Annotated in this window: 11 protein-coding genes and 1 pseudogene; 3 read left to right on the top strand and 9 right to left on the bottom strand. The window is 68.4% G+C overall.

What is annotated here, in order from left to right; all coding sequences use genetic code 11:
- Positions 1 to 202 precede the first annotated feature (202 nt).
- Entirely contained in the window at positions 203 to 1,639 is a 1,437-nt protein-coding gene (locus tag ACOQFS_RS02030; RefSeq protein ID WP_421561320.1) for an NAD-dependent succinate-semialdehyde dehydrogenase, read from the top strand.
- Positions 1,640 to 1,709: 70 nt separating this feature from the next.
- Here the strand turns inward: ACOQFS_RS02030 and ACOQFS_RS02025 are convergent, their stop codons facing one another.
- Complete coding sequence (locus ACOQFS_RS02025; RefSeq protein WP_421561319.1) at positions 1,710 to 2,441, bottom strand: formylglycine-generating enzyme family protein; 732 nt, start codon at positions 2,439 to 2,441, stop codon at positions 1,710 to 1,712.
- A 168-nt stretch (positions 2,442 to 2,609) separates the two neighbouring features.
- On the opposite strand from ACOQFS_RS02025, the gene ACOQFS_RS02020 reads away from it, so the two are divergent.
- Both ACOQFS_RS02020 and ACOQFS_RS02015 read left to right on the top strand, forming a co-directional pair.
- The gene (locus ACOQFS_RS02020) at positions 2,610 to 3,173 is read left to right on the top strand and encodes a MarR family winged helix-turn-helix transcriptional regulator (RefSeq protein ID WP_421561318.1); all 564 of its coding nucleotides are present in this window, start codon (positions 2,610 to 2,612) and stop codon (positions 3,171 to 3,173) included.
- Positions 3,170 to 3,859, top strand: a pseudogene (locus tag ACOQFS_RS02015) (GNAT family N-acetyltransferase). Before ACOQFS_RS02020 ends, ACOQFS_RS02015 begins: the two are co-directional and overlap by 4 nt.
- 10 nt (positions 3,860 to 3,869) lie before the next feature.
- Here ACOQFS_RS02015 and ACOQFS_RS02010 read toward each other — a convergent pair.
- The 8 genes from ACOQFS_RS02010 to ACOQFS_RS01975 form a co-directional block, all read right to left on the bottom strand.
- Entirely contained in the window at positions 3,870 to 4,301 is a 432-nt protein-coding gene (locus tag ACOQFS_RS02010; protein ID WP_421561317.1) for a type II toxin-antitoxin system VapC family toxin, read from the bottom strand.
- The gene (locus ACOQFS_RS02005; protein ID WP_421561316.1) at positions 4,298 to 4,555 is read right to left on the bottom strand and encodes a type II toxin-antitoxin system Phd/YefM family antitoxin; all 258 of its coding nucleotides are present in this window, start codon (positions 4,553 to 4,555) and stop codon (positions 4,298 to 4,300) included. Before ACOQFS_RS02005 ends, ACOQFS_RS02010 begins: the two co-directional genes overlap by 4 nt.
- Before the next feature lie 243 nt (positions 4,556 to 4,798).
- Positions 4,799 to 6,976, bottom strand: a complete 2,178-nt coding sequence (locus ACOQFS_RS02000; protein ID WP_421561315.1) for a TonB-dependent siderophore receptor — start codon at positions 6,974 to 6,976, stop codon at positions 4,799 to 4,801.
- Between the two features lie 50 nt (positions 6,977 to 7,026).
- Positions 7,027 to 9,204 carry a TonB-dependent siderophore receptor gene (locus ACOQFS_RS01995; protein WP_421561314.1) on the bottom strand — a complete coding sequence of 726 codons (2,178 nt, stop codon included), beginning with the start codon at positions 9,202 to 9,204 and terminating at the stop codon, positions 7,027 to 7,029.
- 125 nt (positions 9,205 to 9,329) lie between these two features.
- Entirely contained in the window at positions 9,330 to 10,052 is a 723-nt protein-coding gene (locus ACOQFS_RS01990; RefSeq protein ID WP_421561313.1) for a DUF4198 domain-containing protein, read from the bottom strand.
- 163 nt (positions 10,053 to 10,215) lie between these two features.
- The gene (locus ACOQFS_RS01985; RefSeq protein WP_421561321.1) at positions 10,216 to 12,438 is read right to left on the bottom strand and encodes a TonB-dependent receptor; all 2,223 of its coding nucleotides are present in this window, start codon (positions 12,436 to 12,438) and stop codon (positions 10,216 to 10,218) included.
- 104 nt (positions 12,439 to 12,542) lie between these two features.
- Positions 12,543 to 12,803, bottom strand: coding sequence for a hypothetical protein (locus tag ACOQFS_RS01980; protein ID WP_421561312.1), 261 nt, complete (start codon positions 12,801 to 12,803; stop codon positions 12,543 to 12,545).
- On the bottom strand, positions 12,800 to 13,981 hold the full coding sequence (locus ACOQFS_RS01975; protein WP_421561311.1) for a PepSY-associated TM helix domain-containing protein: 1,182 nt from the start codon (positions 13,979 to 13,981) through the stop codon (positions 12,800 to 12,802). Before ACOQFS_RS01975 ends, ACOQFS_RS01980 begins: the two co-directional genes overlap by 4 nt.
- Positions 13,982 to 14,334: the final 353 nt, after the last annotated feature.

Raw genomic sequence — 14,334 nt, 5'->3', positions numbered from 1 at the left:
GGCAAGTGCCTTGCCGGGCGGTCTGCGGCGTTGCGGCGCTTGTGGATAGCCGGGCTATCCACTGCGCACCGCGCCTGGCATCCCATCCCGGAAAGGCATTTGTGCGACTCAAAAAAGACGTTGAACAGGCTCTGATAGCTTAGCCATCATCGCAGGCGTATAGTCTTTCGTCCGCTTTCCCTCCAACACCTGATCAAGGCCCATGACCTATCCCAACACCCAGCTTTTCATCGCAGGCCAGTGGCAAGACGCCGCCGAGGGCAAGACCCTGGCCGTGTTCAACCCCGCCACGGGCAAAGAAATTGGCCGTGTGGCTCACGCCACCCAAGTCGATCTGGACCGTGCGCTGGACGCCGCGCAAAAGGGCTTTGAAGCCTGGCGCGACATGCCCGCCGCCGAGCGCGCCAAGACCATGCGCCGCGCTGCGGCCCTGATGCGCGAACGTGCCGAATCCATCGCCGCCATCATGGTGCAGGAGCAGGGCAAGCCCCTGGCCGAAGCCAAGGTCGAAACCATGGCGTCGGCCGACATCATCGAATGGTTTGCCGACGAGTCGCTGCGTGTGTACGGCCGCATCGTGCCCTCGCGCAACCTCAAGGCCACGCAGATGGTGCTGAAGGACCCAGTGGGCCCCGTGGCGGCCTTCACGCCGTGGAACTTCCCCATCAACCAGGTGGTGCGCAAGCTGGCCGCCGCGCTGGGCGCCGGCTGCTCCATCCTCGTCAAGGCACCGGAAGAAACCCCCGCCAGCCCGGCCGAGCTGATCCGCGCTTTTGCTGATGCCGGCGTGCCTGCAGGCACCGTGGGCCTGGTGTATGGCGACCCGGCCGAGATCTCCAACTACCTCATTCCGCACCCCATCATCCGCAAGGTCACCTTCACCGGCTCCACGCCCGTGGGCAAGCAGCTCGCCGCCATGGCCGGCAAGCACATGAAGCGCGTGACCATGGAGCTGGGCGGCCACGCTCCGGTCATCGTGGCCGAAGACGCCGACCTGGAACTGGCCATCAAGATCAGCAGTGGCGCCAAGTTCCGCAACGCGGGCCAGGTCTGCATCTCGCCCACGCGCTACCTGGTGCACGAAAGCATCCGCGCCGACTTCGTGGCTGCATTCGCCAAGTACGCCCAGGGCCTGAAGGTGGGCGACGGCCTGACGGCCGGCACGCAGATGGGCCCGCTGGCCAACCCCCGCCGCGTCACCGCCATGGCCGATTTGATGGCCGACGCCGTGCAGCAGGGCGCCAAGGTGCTGGCCGGTGGCGAGCGCATCGGCACCGAAGGCAACTTCTTTGCGCCCACGGTGCTCAACGACGTGCCCCTCTCGGCCCGCATCGTCAACGAAGAACCCTTTGGCCCCGTGGCCGCCGTGCGCGGGTTCGAGAAGATCGAAGACGCCATTGCCGAGGCCAACCGCCTGCCGTTTGGTCTGGCCGGCTATGCGTTCACCTCGTCGCTGAAGAACGCGCACCTGCTGGCCCAGCGCCTGGAAGTGGGCATGCTCTGGATCAACCAGGCCGCAGCCCCTGCGGCCGAGCTGCCGTTTGGCGGCCTGAAGGACTCGGGCTATGGCTCCGAAGGCGGCCCCGAGGCCATCGAGGCGCATCTGAACACGCGCCTCGTGTCGATCATGAACGTGTGACGCTGAGCGACGCGCAGTATCAGGCACCGCAGTGGCCCCCCGGTTTCGACAGGCCGGGGGGCTTTTTCATTCAACGCGGCTTCAAGGGCGCGTGCCGGTCGTACACGCAGCGAAATCCGATGTAGACCGCATAGAAGTCCGCCGGCTTCCAGGCCTCCACATCCGCGCGCATTTGCGACGCGGGATACCACCATGAACCGCCCATCGTGCGGCGCTCGTCACCGCGCGCATCGGCCGCCCATTCCCACACATTGGCGCCCATGTCGTGCAGGCCGTTGACCCCGGCGGCGGTGGCGTTGACGGGTGCGGCGCGGGGCCAGGGGTCGGGGTCGCTGGTATTGGCGCCCTGCGGGCTGAGGCCCGTGGTCCAGGGGTAGGTGGTGCCACGCACCCAGGGTGCGGGTGGCTGGCTGCGCATCTCGGTGAAGCCGGCGGCGCGCCACTCGGTGGCAAAGGGCAAGCGGCCGCCTGCCCAGTGGCAATAGGCCTGGGCCTCGGCATGGGTGAGATGCACGGCGGGCAGTTCGTCGGTGTCTGGCGGCACGCCGTCGGGGCGTTGCCAGGTCCAGCCCGCGCGGCGCTGCCACCCGCCCGCGTACTCAAAACCGCCGCCTTCGCGCTCCGCGCGGGTGGTGGTGCCGGTCGCCCGCGCATAGCGTGCGAACTGGGCGATGGTGACCTCGGTCTTGTCCATGCGCAGGCCGCCCAGGTCGTCCAGGACCACGGGCGTCCCGGTTTGGGCGGGCGCCCAGACGGTCCAGAGCGTCATGCCCAGGGCTGCTGCATAGCGCTTTGTGTGCATTGCCACGGCTCCAAAGTGTGCGGGTGGGCCGCCGGACGGCAAGCCCCTGGAGGCGCAGTATCAGGAGTCTGGAATGCCTTTGCGTGCGTGGGCGATTGCCGAGCCGCCGTACACGGTTGACGCGGGATGAAAAATAAATATCATGATATATATCTGGAGTAATAAATCATGGTGGAAGACATCGTCAAGGAACTCGGCTTCCTCACCCTCGGCACTCGCTTCAAGCGCATCGGCGAGGCGCTGCAGGCGCAAACCCAGGCGCTGCTGGCCGAGCACGGCATCGACATGCCGGCAGCGCACTTCCCGCTGCTTGCAGCGCTGCACCGGCACGGCGCGCTGGGTGTGGGCGAACTCAGCCAGGCCGTGGGCGTGAGCCAGCCCGTGGTCACGCGGTCGCTCAAGGGGCTGGAAGACAGCGGCCTGGTGCAGTCTGAAGCGATGGAGGGCGACCGGCGCGTGCGCCGCGTGGCGCTCAGCCCCGCAGGACAGGTGCTGGTGCAGCGCGCCCAGCGCGATGTGTGGCCGCTGATCGAAGCCTCGGTGGCGCAGGTGTGTGCGCCGCTGGAAGGGCCGCTGCTGGCGCAGCTGGCCGCGCTGGAACAAGGCCTTGCGCGCGACTCATTGCTGCAGCGCTCTGCCGCCCGCATCGCCACCGATCCCGCAGCCCGCAAGCGCCTGGCCGCCCGCCGCAGGCCGTCCGCCAACCCATCCGTCAAAGGCCCGAAAGCATGACGACCAAGCACAATGACCCGTTCGACCGCCCCGTGTGGGCGTCGCTGGCCCACGCGCCGGCGCTGTCAGAAGGCGGCGAGCTGGCCCGGCGCTACCGCCGGGACATCCACCTTTTTGCATCCGCCCGCTGCGACGACGACGACGCCAGCGTGGCCGCGCTCACGCCCCTGGTCGCGCCGGGCGAGAGCGTGTTCGTCTTGCAGGCCCGGCCCGCACCCGTGCCCCCGGGGCTGCAGGCCCTGCGCCGCGCAGAAGGGGTGCAGATGCTGGCGACGCGACCCATCGATGCCGAGGCGGGCGGCGCCGCGATCATCGAGCTCGGCGATGCGGACGCTGCCGACATGCTTGCCCTGGCGCAGCTGACCGAGCCCGGCCCCTTCCTGCCCCGCACCCACACCATGGGCCGCTTCATCGGCATTCGCGTGGACGGCCGGCTGGCGGCCATGGCGGGCGAGCGCATGCGCTTTGCCGGCGGCACCGAGGTGAGCGGCGTTTGCACGCACCCGGACTTTCGCGGCCACGGCTTCGCGCGCAGGCTCTCCTCCGTGGTGGCCCACCGCATTTAGCAGCGGGGCGATCAGGCGTTCTTGCATGCGTGGGCGACCAACGCGGCGGCGATTCGCCTGTATGAAAGCCTGGGCTTTCAGGTGCGCACGGCGGTGCATGTGGTGGTGCTGGGGCGGTAGCGGATGCCTTCTACCGCGCAGACTCCTGCGTCGATCCAAACGGGTTGAAAACCTCCACCCCCAGCGCGTTGAAATCCGCCACGTTCCTCGTTGCCACCGTCAGGCCGTAGACTTGGGCGGTGGCGGCGATCATGGCGTCTTCATACAGGGTGTTGGATTTTCTGTGCATCAGCCTGGCCCAGGCCCGGACTACGGCCGCGTCCATGGGCAGCACGTTGTAGGCGCCCGCCACCAGCTCCAGCCAGGTCTCGATGTCGGTGGCCTTGTGGGGATCCTGGTCGCGTGTGAGTTCGATGCCTGCCTGAATTTCACCCAGGGTAACGGCCGACAGAAACAGCTGAGCATCGTCGAGCGACTCCAGCCACGCCACCACCGCCCCGTGGGGGCGTTGCCTGCGCAGTTCAGACACCACATTGGTGTCGAGCAGGTAGCTGCGCGTCACGGCTGGGGCTCCACGTTGCGCCGCCTGGCTTGCCCACGCGCGGGCACGACCAGTTCAGTGCGAAACGTGTCGGAGAGCAGCAGTTGTTTCAAGGAGGGCCGAGCGGCGGCCTGCATGCGCCGCCATTCCTGGACGGGAACGAGAACCGCAGCCTCGGCGCCTCGCCGGGTCACCATCTGTGGGCCTTCCGCAAGGCAGGCATCCAGAAATTCGCTGAACCGCGCCTTGGCATCCTGAACGGGCCATGTGTGCATCGTCGGGCCTCCAAACTAGTCATCTAACTGGTTTGATTGTGCGAGGCCGGCATGGGCCTGTCAAATGAAGGGGCCGCTACTGCCAGCAGAAAGCCCCTGGAGGAAGGCCTCATCAAAAGACGCCAGCGCGGACCGCCGGGGTCTTTCGATTTGCTCTGCTTTTTATAGCTGTCAACGCTTTTCCATAAAGCGCTGAGGCCCGATTTGGCTCAAATTTCTTCGAGCCAGACCCTGTGGCCTGCCTCAGAACCGGTACGTCGACGTCAGCGTGTACGTGCGCGCCTGCCCATAGAAGCAATCGCCCCGCGCCAGGCACTGGGTGATGTGCACCTTGTCCGTCAGGTTCACCACGTTGAAGGCCACGCGCCAGTCGCCTGCGTCGTACGCCACCATGGCGTCTGCGATGGTGGCGGCCGGTGTGCTGATGGCGCTGGTGCCGCTCCATTGCGAGCCGGTGTAGCGCACGCCCGCGCCCACCACCCAGCCGCCGCGGCCCTGCGATGCAAACCGGTGGCTGAGCCAGGCCGATGCGGTGTGCTTCGGCACGCTGGCCACAGGCTGGCCCTGGTCGCCGGCGTTGCTGCGGCTGATCTTGGCGTCGGTGAAGGCGTAGCCCAGGGTGAAGTCCCAGTTGCGGGCCAGGCTGGCCTGCATTTCGGCTTCCAGGCCCTGCACCTTCACTTCACCAATCTGCAGGCTGTTGAGCGGGTTGCCGGGGTCGGTGGTCTTGCGGTTCTTCTCGCGCAGCTGGTAAACGGCGGCATAGGCGTTGATGCCCTGGCCGGGCGGCTGCCACTTCACACCCGCTTCCCATTGCTCGCCGCGCTGGGGCTTGAAGGGGGTGCCATACGCGTCCACGCCGCCCAGCGGCTGGAAGGATTCGCTGTAGCCCGCATACGGTGCCCAGCCGCCGTCCATCTGGTAGGTGACGCCGGCGCGCTTGGTCCAGGCCTTGTCGTTCACGGCGGCCGCAGGGCGGCCTTCGGTGTCGGTCTTGGCGCTGTCGTGGCGCAGGCCCAGCGTGGCGGTGAAGCGGCCCCATTGGATCTGGTCTTGCGCGTAGAAGCCCAGTTGCTTTTGCGCCACGCTGGGCTGGCGCACCAGCTGGGCGGCCGTGGGCGGCGTGAAGTTGCCGTACACGGGGTTGTAGACGTCGATGGCCGGTGCCACCGCGCGCCATGCCTGCTGGCCGGTGTGGTTGCGCTGCACGTCCAGACCGGCCAGCAGCGTGTGTTCGGTGCCACCAGCCTTCAGCCTGCCTTCGAGTTGCGTGTCGATGAGCAGCATGCGGCCGGTGTTCAGGTTCCACACCGCGTCGCGCACCAGGGTGCGGTTGTCGCTGTTGAACACGGGTCGCGCCGGGCGGCCCGCGGCGGCATTGGCCGTGAAGCTGGTGTAGATGGTGCGGTAGTCCACCTCGCTCACGGTGCGGCGCAGGTTCTGGCGCACGGTCCATGCGTTGTTCAGGCGGTGGCTGAAGAGGTAGCCCCACGAGTTGTTGGTGGTGTCGAACGCGTCCCAGCCCGGTTCGCTGATGAAGGTGTTGCGCGGGATCTGCCCGTACTGGCTGGGCAGCTGCGTGCCTTGCCAGGGGAAGAAGCCGATGAGTGAGCCGCTTTGGTCATTCTGGTGCAGGGCCTGCAGCGTCAGCGACGTGTCTGCGTTGGGCTTCCAGGTCAGCGAAGGCATCAGCACCAGGCGGTCGTCGTCCACATGGTCCACCTGCGTGCCGCTGTCGCGGCCCACGGCCACCAGGCGATAAAGCCATTGGCCGTCCTTGTCGAGCGCGCCCGTCAGGTCGGCGGCGATCTGCTTGCGGCTGTTGTTGCCCAACTGCACCTGCACTTCGCGCAGGGTTTCGGCCTGCGGGCGCTTGCTGGTGAGGTTGAGCACGCCGCCCACGCTGCCCTGGCCGTAGAGCACGGAGGTGGGGCCGCGCAGAAACTCCACGCGCTCCAGCGTGTAGGGGTCGGGGCGGCTGGTGTTGTAGGTGCCGTAGGTGCGCAGCAGCCCGTCCTGGTACTGGCTCACGCTGCCGCCGCGCGCGGCAAAGCTGTCCACGCGGCTGTCGAAATAGTTCGACACCGCCCCGGCTGTGTACGCCGTCACCTGCCGCAGCGTCTGCACGCCCTGCGCTTCCATCTGGTCCCGCGTCACCACGCTGATGGCCTGGGGCGTTTCGATCAGCGGGGTGTTGGTCTTGGTGGCGCTGAGCGCGCGCTTGGCCGCAAACCCGCTGACCGGGGCGGTGGGGTTCTCCTGGTCCGTGCCCGCACTCACGGTGACGGGTGCAAGGGTCTTCTCTGCCGTGGGCGCAGCGGCGTCGGCGGTGGTGGCCTGCTGCGCATGGGCTGCGCCGCACAGCGCGAGCAGGGCCGCATGCGCGAGGGCAGAGCGGCGGGCTGGGGTGCCGGGGGTCATGGGGTGGGTCCTTCGATGGTTTGAGAAAAATGAATCAGGGTGCGCCGCGTTCAGAACGCATAGTCCAGCGACACCTGCAGGCTGCGCGGTGTGCCCGGCACCACGGCGCCAAAGCCTGCGGCGGTGGTGGTCGCGTCGATGTAGTAGCGGCGGTTGGCGGCGTTCTTCAGGTTGGCCTGCAGCCGCACCCCGCCCGCAAACTGGTAGCCCACGGCCAGGTCCACCACGGTGTAGCCCGGCAGGCGCCAGCGGTTGTCGTTGGCGGTGAACTTGTCGCCCTGGTGCACCAGGCCGCCGCCCACCCACAGGCCGGGCAGCTGCGGCACGCGGTACTGCGTCCACAGCGATGCAGTGCGGCGTGTGGCCAGTGCCACGCGGTTGCCGACGTTGGCGCCCGCCGTGGTGTCGGCCAGCACCTTGGGGTCGTGCAGGCTGGCCTGGGCCGTCACTGTCCAGGCCGGGGTGATGCGGCCTTGCAGCTCCAGCTCCACACCCCGGATGCGCTGGCGCGCTGTGAGTACGGAGTAGCCCGTGTGCGCGGGGTCGCTGGCGGGCGCGTTGGTCAGTTCCAGGTCGAAGGCAGACACCGTGGTCATCAGGCGCTGGTTCAGCCACTCCTGCTTCCAGCCCACTTCCAGCTGCTTGCCCTCCGAGGGCGGGGCCGCGCGGTCGCCCCACAGCAGGGTGCCCGTGTTGGCCTGGAACGAGCGGGCGTGGCTGGCGTAGAACATGCTGCCCGGCCGGGGCTCCCAGCTGATCGCCGCGCTGGGCTGGGTCTTGCTGATGTCGGTGACGGGGTTGGTGTACGCGTCCTTGAAGCGGTCGTGGCGCAGGCCCAGCAGCAGGCCGAAGTCGCCGAGCACCATGCGGTCCTGCAAAAACACGCCGGTGTTGCGCGCATCCGAGGACAGCCGCGTCACTCCGGTAGACGCCACGGGCGGCACCCGGCCCGCCACAGGGTGGTAGAGATCAATGGCGCCCAGGTTGCCGGTGGTGCGCGCGCCGTAGATGCCCTCGATGGTGCGCCAGTCCAGGCCCGCCAGCAGGGTGTGCTTCACAGCGCCCGTCTGCGCCTGCGCCCGCAGCTCGGCCAGGGCGGTGTCGGACGTGTATTCCTGCCCCGGCGCCAGCCAGTAGCCCCGCGCCACGCGGCCGTTGGTGACGGGGCCCATGGGCGAGGGGAGATTCACGTTGCGGTCGGTCTCGTTGCGCGACAGGTGCACCCGGGCTTGCAGCCCGTTGGCAAAGCGGTGCGTCAGCTCGGTGGAATAAAAGCGCAGGTGGCCATCGGTGGTCAGCCAGGGCTCGCCGTAGAACGCGCCCACCGGCAGCACATCGGCGCTGCGCGGGTTGGTAAGGTCCGGCACGGCCAGACCCACGGTGGAGACGCCTTCGATGCTCTGCGTTTCGGCCTGCGCGCGCCAGACGGTGTGCGGGGTGATCTGCCACTCCACGCTGCCCGCCACGCCCTGCTTGCGGGGCGTGTTGCCGTCCACAAAGCTGCCGCCCCGGCTGGCGCCGCCGTCCAGCCGGTAGCGCAGCGTGCCGCTCTCGTTCAGCGGGCCGGTCAGGTCGAAATCGGCGCTGCGCCAGCCGTGGCTGCCGGCGCCGATCTTCACCGTGCGCAGCGGGTCGGCCTGCGGCCGTTTGCTCACGTAGTTGACCAGGCCGCCGGGCGCCACCTGGCCGAACTCCAGGGCGGCCGGGCCCTTGATGACTTCCACACGCTCGATGTTGAACAGCGGCGGGTCCAGCAGGTGGACGAACTTGGCGCCGTCGCGCAGGTAGTTGTAGGTGTTGTTGGCCCACAGCCCGCGGATGGCGAACTGCGAATACGAGCCGTAGTACTCGCTGCGCGACGACACGCCCGAGGCGTTGCGCAGCACGTCGCGCTCGGTGGTGGCCATCTGCTGCTCCATCAGCGCGCCGTCGATCACGCTCACCGAGCGCGGCGTCTCCAGCACCGACAGGCCCAGGCGCGAGCTGCTCTGCGCGCGCCGCGCGGGGGTGGCGGCGGCGCCTGCGGTGGAGTCGACCACATCGACCTGGCGCAAGGAGGGCGCAGACGAGGGCGCAGATGACGGCGCAGAAGTGGGCGCAGATGAGGACGCAGGTGTCGACGTTTCAGTGGGGGCGGGCACGGTGTGGGTCTGGGCCCACGCCGTGCCGCACAGGGCCAGCGCCGCCGCCTGGGCCACCGTGGTGCGCAGCAGATTCGGAGTGTTCATGATGCTACTGTTTACATAGCTGTAAACGCTTATGCATCAAGCGCTACAAGCCATTTCGATTGCTAAAAATGGCTCCCCAAGTCCGCAGGGACGGGTGGCTGTGGTGCGGCCCGGCCGGGCCGGGATCAGTGCGCCTTGGGCGCGGGGGGCAGCGCCGGCGACGCCATGCCGTCGGCCAGCACAAAGGTGAGCGTGGTCACGTAGCTGAACTCGCCCACCTTCTCGCCCTGGGCCTCGCCCGGGGTCTTGTCGGTGTGCTTCACCTCGGCCACGTACTGGCCCTGCCAGGGCGTTGCGAAGGTGACGGTGCCGTCTTCGCCCGATTCCGCCTCGCGCGTCCAGCCCGAGGGGGCTGCCAGCTGCACCTTGGCCTTGGGCAGCGGGGCGCCCTTGTAGACGACCTTCAGCTCGCCGGGCTTGCCGGTGGGCACCAGGTCCAGCGGCGCGGTGGGCGCCACGGCCTGCGTCAGGCCTGCCACCCAGCGGGCCGAGGGCTGCCAGGCCATGGCGGGCAGGTTGCGCTTGCTGCGGTCGATCAGCGGGTAGACGGGTGCGGCGAACAGTGTCTGGGGCGTGCCGGTCACGTGGTAGTTGAAGGCATCCTTGCCGAGCTGGCCTTCTACGCGCGGCGCGGCGGCACCGGGGCCTTGCTGCTCCAGCGCGGGCACGCCCTTGAACTTGTCGAGCAGGCCGGGCGAGGTCTCGCGCAGGTTTTCATTGAACTCGCCAAAGTGCAGGCGGGCCTGGCCGCCGGCGTTTTCCAGCCAGACCTGGTGGGCCTGGGCGGTGGTGGCGCCCAGGGCAAGCAGGGCAGCGGCAAGGGCGGTGGAACGCAGGGTGAGCGACATGGTGGTTTCCTTGGTGATGGATGGACGAACGTTTGCACACTGCACGCCACAGCCCGATCGTTGGGGCTGTGGCGTGCTCTGTTTTTGATAGCTGCCAGCGCCTGGTGGTCAAGCGCTTGGTGGCTTTTTGGCTCTGGGAACCATGAAGAAAGGATTCAGGGCCTCAGAAATCCACGCTCACGCTCAGCGACAGCGTGCGCGGCGCGCCCACCACCAGGTAGCCCGATCCGGGGTAGCCGCCTACGGAGGCCCAGTGGTTGCGGTTGGTGAGGTTGTCGATGCGGGCGCGCAGCGTGACGAGCCTGCCTTGCACCTCGGTGAGGTAGCGGGCGCCCACGTCCAGCCGGTTCCAGCCGGGCACGCGCAGGGTGTTGGTGGCGTTGGCATAGCTGGCACCGGTGTGCACCAGGCGGCCATCCAGCGCCAGGCCCGGCACGCCGGGCACATCCCACTCGGCCCCCAGGTTGGCCTGCAGCTTGGGCACGCCAATCACGCGCTGGCCGTCGGTGGTGGCCGAGCCTGTGCTGACCTGTTTGGCGTCCAGCCAGGTCAGCCCGCCCAGCACGCGCAGGCCCTTGGCGGCCTCGCCCTGCAGCGCCAGTTCCACGCCCTGGTGGCGGTCCTTGCCGCGGGTGCTGAAGATGTTGGCTGCGTCCAGGTATGCACGGGGCTTGGTGGTGGAGAACAACGCCACGCTGCCGCCCATACGGCCCGCGTCAAACTTCACGCCCACCTCCTTTTGCTTGGACACGTAGGGCGACAGCATTTCGCCGCGGTTGGCGGCGGTGCTGGGCGCCGTCTGGCCTTGGGTCAGGCCTTCCACGTAGTTGGCATACACCGACAGGCCTTTGTCCACCTTGTAGACGGCGGCCAGCAGCGGGCTGGTGCGGCTTTGGTCGTAGCGGTCGGTCTGCACGGCCGTGCCGTAGGCGTAGTTGGCGATGTCCATGGACTGGTGGCGCACGCCCACCGTCAGCAGCAGGCGCTGGTCCATAAACGACATCGTGTCGCCCAGCGCAACGCTCGTCAGGCGCGTACTGCCGGTGCGCAGCGGGTTGGCCAGGTCGCCGCCATACAGCGTGCCCGCGCTGAAGCCGGGCAGGCCGGTGGCCACGGGGGTGTAGAGGTTGGTGGCCTGGGTGTTGCCCCAGTCCATGGCATAGGCGTTTTTCTTGTCGGCGCTGAAGTGCGACGCCACGGCCACCCATTCGTGGCCCACGCTGCCGGTGGACAGCTTGCCACGCAGGCCCAGCTCGCCGGTGTTCACGCTGTCCTTGCGGGTGTTGTCAAAACGGTAGGTGGTGGCGGCGCCCGTGCTGGCGTTGGAAACCGTCAGGTTCGCTAGCGAATTGGCCTCTTCACCCCGCCGCGCGCCCGCTGCCGCCCAGGCCGTGGTGGTGGGCGACAGGTCCCATTCGCCCCGCAGTGTGCCGAAAGTGTCGCGCTCGTTCGAGTAGCTCCAGGGCTGGGCGAAATTGGTCTGGCCGTCAGGCGCTGCGGGCACGGTGGTGACGGCGCTGCCCAGGGTCACGTTGGTGCGCGTGTTCTTGAGCTGGTGGTCCTGCCAGCCGATGTCGCCCGACAAGCGCACATCGCGGCTGCGCCAGTCCAGGCCCACGGCCACCACGCCCAGCTTCACGTCTTCGCTGTCCACCGCTGTTCCGCCGTTGCGGGCGGCAGCATTCACGCGGATACCCGTGTTGCCGTCGGGCCCGAAGCGGCGTGCGATGTCGGCCGCCACCTGTGTCTGGCCGCCGCTGGCAACGCCAAAGGTCACCCGGTTCAACGGCTCGTTGGGCGCCCGCTTGGGCAGCAGGTTGATGGCGCCGCCAATGCCGCCGCCGCCCGGCGTGGCGCCATTCAGGAAGGCCGAGGCGCCACGCAGCACCTCCACGCGTTCGAACAGTTCGGTGGCGATGTACTGGCGGGGCAGCAGGCTGTACAGGCCGTTGTACGCGGTGTCGTCCGAGCCCAGGATGAAGCCGCGGATGAAGTACGACTCCTGGAAGTTGCCGAAGCCGCGCGCCACGCGCACGGTGGGGTCGTTTTGCAGCACGTCGCCCACGCTGCGGGCGTGGCGGTCCTGGATGAACTCGTGGGTGTAGGCGATGCTGGAAAACGGCGTCTCCATCGCGTCGCGCGTGCCCAGGATGCCGGCGCGGGCGCCGCGCGCCACCTGGCCGCCGGGGTATGCCGGCGACAGGCCTTGTGCAGAGGCGTCTGCACTGGCGTTGACGGTGACGGTGGAGAGCGTGCGCGTGGCGTCACCCTCGGCCGGGGCCGCGGTCGACTGTGCGTGGCTGGCGGGCGCTGCCGCCAGGGCCATAAGCATGACCGAGGCGGCCATGGCGATGGGGGTGGTTGTCAGCGATGGTGTGGGGTGCATCTGCGGGATGCCGGGGTGTGAACGAAAAGCGCTGGGCATGGGGAGGTGTTGGCAAAGAGGTTGAAAAAATGTGAGGGCGGCGACGCAGCAGGAGGACGGTGGCGTCAGCGCTGGCCCGGCGGTGGTCCGTCGGGGGCGCCGGGGTCGCCGAGGGCGGGTTGCGCAAGGCCGTCCGCTGCATCCGCACAGCGGCGCGGCCAGCCGAACCAGCCCATCACCGCCACCGGCACGCCCAGGCCCACCCACGACCACCAGTCGCCCCAGGTGTCTGACACCAGGGCGGTGAGCAGGCCGGACGCCGTGAGCAAGCCCAGCACAATGGGCCAGCCCCACAGGGCCCGGAAAGTACCCGTCCGGGCGTTCATGCGGCGCCTTCCGTGCGCGCCAAGCCTGGCGACAGGTCCGCAGGCGCCGCGTCGGTGGCGCCGGCCGCCGCGCTGCTGCGCCCTGGCGCGCCCTTGCGCAGCCAGAGGTAGAGCCCGCTGCCCAGCACCACGATGGTGGCGATGTCGAGCAAGGCCCACAGAATCTTCATCGGCATGCCGCCGTAGTCGCCGAAATGCAGCGGCTGCGACACCAGCAGCGCCGTGAGGTACCAAGGCAGCTGCGGCGCTGCCGTGACCTGCGCGGTGCGCGCGTCCACCATCACCGGCTGCAGCAGGCGGGAGGTGAGCGGCGTTTCGCCGCGCAGGAAGAAGGTGTTGTGGTGCGGGCTGGAAAACGCCGTGCCCGGAAAGGCGATGAACGACAGCTTCATGCCCGGCGCCTGCGCCTGCGCCGCGTGCAGCGACTGCTGCAGCGGCCCGCGCTCGGCCACCGGCACGATGGGCTGGCCTTCATACGGCTTGAGCAAGGTCGAGAGCTGGTCGTGCTGCCAGTACTTGATCATCAGGTCGGCCCAGGTGTTGACCATGCCCGTGGCGCCCACCACAAAGGCCCACACCAGCGTGACGATGCCCAGCAGGTTGTGCAGGTCCAGCCACTTCACGCGGGCGGACCGGTCCTGCCGCACTTCACCAAACGCGAGCTTGCGCATGAACGGCGCATACAGCACCACACCGGTGACGATGGCCACCAGCAACAGCAGCCCCATGAATCCCAGGAACAGCTTGCCTGCGAGCCCTGCAAACAGGTCCACATGCAGGCGGAACATCACGTACATGAAGCCCTCGTTCACCGGCCGCTCGGACAGCACCGCCGCCGTCCGCGCATCCACCGCGATGGACTTGAAGTCCTGCGTGGGCGCCGGCGTGGGCGTGAGGGTGACGAACCACAGCGCATCGTCGTCCTCGGGCTGCGATGCAAATTGCACGACGCGCTCCGGGTGCAGCGCGTGCGCGGCCGCCAGCACCTGGTCCAGGCTGGCGCGCGGGGTGTCGGCGGGCAGGGCGGGCGCCCCCACCTCGGTACCCAGCAGGTGGCCGATTTCGTGGTGAAAGATCAGCGGCAGGCCGGTGAGGCACAGCAGCAGCATGAAGACGGTGCACACCAGGCTGGACCACTTGTGGGTCCAGCTCCAGCGGCGCAGGGCGTGAGGGCTCATGGCGGGCGGAGGCGGTTGGCTGCAGCGGGCCCCGGCCTCGGGTGCCTCCGCATGGGCCGCCACCGGCCGGGGTGCGCGCATGGCAGCGTGCGCGTGTGGCGGGGCGTGCGCCCCGGGGCGTGCCCGGGAGCAGGTGCATGCGGCAGGCGGTATCCGGCCAGGCGACCCGACGGCATCGACGTCGGATGGCGGGTGCTGGCTGCAACCCTGGCGGCAGGGCTGTGGCTTGCGGTCTCTTTGAATTCTACATTACAAATGAGAATGATTTAGTTTTGCAATGATTTTGGCGTTGAGAGCCTGTTCAATGTCTTTTTGAAGATCGCATTGGAGTGCAATCGGTATGAGTGGATGCG

Origin of the sequence: Paracidovorax sp. MALMAid1276 (genome assembly GCF_049198005.1) — a bacterium.
Lineage (GTDB): Bacteria > Pseudomonadota > Gammaproteobacteria > Burkholderiales > Burkholderiaceae_C > Acidovorax.
This window is presented reverse-complemented; position numbering and strand designations above follow the sequence as displayed.

Coding starts and splice junctions, on each gene's coding strand:
- ACOQFS_RS02030 (WP_421561320.1), top strand. CDS start 203: ATGACCTATCCCAACACCCAGCTTTTCATCGCAGGCCAGTGGCAAGAC.
- ACOQFS_RS02025 (WP_421561319.1), bottom strand. CDS start 2,441: ATGCACACAAAGCGCTATGCAGCAGCCCTGGGCATGACGCTCTGGACC.
- ACOQFS_RS02020 (WP_421561318.1), top strand. CDS start 2,610: ATGGTGGAAGACATCGTCAAGGAACTCGGCTTCCTCACCCTCGGCACT.
- ACOQFS_RS02005 (WP_421561316.1), bottom strand. CDS start 4,555: ATGCACACATGGCCCGTTCAGGATGCCAAGGCGCGGTTCAGCGAATTT.
- ACOQFS_RS02000 (WP_421561315.1), bottom strand. CDS start 6,976: ATGACCCCCGGCACCCCAGCCCGCCGCTCTGCCCTCGCGCATGCGGCC.
- ACOQFS_RS01995 (WP_421561314.1), bottom strand. CDS start 9,204: ATGAACACTCCGAATCTGCTGCGCACCACGGTGGCCCAGGCGGCGGCG.
- ACOQFS_RS01990 (WP_421561313.1), bottom strand. CDS start 10,052: ATGTCGCTCACCCTGCGTTCCACCGCCCTTGCCGCTGCCCTGCTTGCC.
- ACOQFS_RS01985 (WP_421561321.1), bottom strand. CDS start 12,438: ATGCACCCCACACCATCGCTGACAACCACCCCCATCGCCATGGCCGCC.
- ACOQFS_RS01980 (WP_421561312.1), bottom strand. CDS start 12,803: ATGAACGCCCGGACGGGTACTTTCCGGGCCCTGTGGGGCTGGCCCATT.
- ACOQFS_RS01975 (WP_421561311.1), bottom strand. CDS start 13,981: ATGAGCCCTCACGCCCTGCGCCGCTGGAGCTGGACCCACAAGTGGTCC.